The sequence below is a fragment of the Ruoffia sp. FAM 26254 genome (genome assembly GCF_045528545.1).
GTDB lineage: Bacteria > Bacillota > Bacilli > Lactobacillales > Aerococcaceae > Ruoffia > Ruoffia halotolerans.
This window is the reverse complement of sequence record NZ_JBGQQY010000102.1, coordinates 1-1,377: the sequence shown is the minus strand read 5'-3', so window position 1 is coordinate 1,377 and position 1,377 is coordinate 1. Positions and strand designations below refer to the sequence as shown.

Genomic DNA, 1,377 nt, shown 5'->3' with positions numbered 1-1,377 from the left:
CAAGTGAATTCTCCTTTTAGTAATGTATGGTAACTTTATTATATAGGAATTCACTGGCTTTTGTGTACATACAAAAAAAGGTGTCAGTGAGATTTCTCTCACCAACACCAAAAATTCAAGAACCTTTATATTCTATATGGAGAGGATACAATACAAACCGAAAAATATAAATGGGAAAAAAGGTAAAGCGCCAGTGAACTTAAAACTGAATAAGTATCTCAATAAGAAATAACATAGTGCTGTAGTCGATGTAATAAATAAAAACATAGGGAATAGAGATACAGGTATACATAATGAAAGGATAGTAAAGACTTTAATATCAGCTCCTCCAATAGAGGCAGGCCTTAGCGTGTTAAAAATTAAGAAAGAAACAAAGGTTACCGATGAAAGCAATAATTGCATATCAAATTCAAGATCGCTGACGTAAACAATATACAAAACAAGACATAAAAGAATGAACTGAAGCAAATCAGGTACCATCATAGCGTGTATATCACAGTAGATCATTAACAAGCTTACTAAGGTAAAGACCAAGATAAAGTAGAAGTGATACTCATTAAACACAAAGCTAGACCATACGAACAGAAGACCACTCATGATTTCAACTATTATATAGTAGAAAGTCGTTGGCTTCTGACAATAACGACACTTAAATCGACTTAAAACTTGAGAAACAATTGGAACTAAATCAAAAGCTTTGAGTGTAGTAGAGCAATGATCGCACGTATAACGACGAGTAAAACGAATTTGCTGGTGTACCCAATCAAAGGCAAAACAATAAGTAAAGGAGCCAAGACAACTACCGATAATAAACTGAAAAATATATATCATATAAAAACCTCCTAATGATATATACAAGAAAAAAGGTCAATTCCATTATTAAATTTACATAAAATCAAAAATAATATATAAAAGACAAAAAAGGTTGACGGTTAGCTGAATTTCATGCTATATTATTTCTTGCTGTTACGAGAAAGAGTAACTATTACCTAACAATAGAGACTGTTTACATTAAATTTACAAAAAATTTTCAAAACTATTGACAGATTGTAAATGCAATGTTACACTTATACAAGTCGTTACAGTAATGTTTGTAGCGGTTACAAAAAAAGACAAAAGCGAATAAATAATCAAAAACTTTAACTAGTTATTGACATCGTTATGGCGTATATGGTATTATTTAAAAGTTGTCTTAGCAGACAACGAGCACAAGGAAGTGGATTAAATACTTAAAAAAGTTATTGACTTTAACTTCGTAAACGTGCTATAATAATAAAGTTGCATCACAACCGCAACGAAAGCTCATTGAAAACTGAACAAAGATAAACACACCAAATGTGTAAGGGGATCTGTTCTACGGAACAGACAACCAAACAA

Annotated in this window: 1 protein-coding gene; it reads right to left on the bottom strand. The window is 31.4% G+C overall.

The window, feature by feature from the left end; all coding sequences use genetic code 11:
• Window positions 1-132: 132 nt before the first annotated feature.
• Window positions 133-831, bottom strand: coding sequence for a prepilin peptidase (locus ACEN3Z_RS11830; RefSeq protein ID WP_407090976.1), 699 nt, complete (start codon window positions 829-831; stop codon window positions 133-135).
• Window positions 832-1,377 lie beyond the last annotated feature (546 nt).

Coding starts and splice junctions, on each gene's coding strand:
- ACEN3Z_RS11830 (WP_407090976.1), bottom strand. CDS start 831: ATGATATATATTTTTCAGTTTATTATCGGTAGTTGTCTTGGCTCCTTT.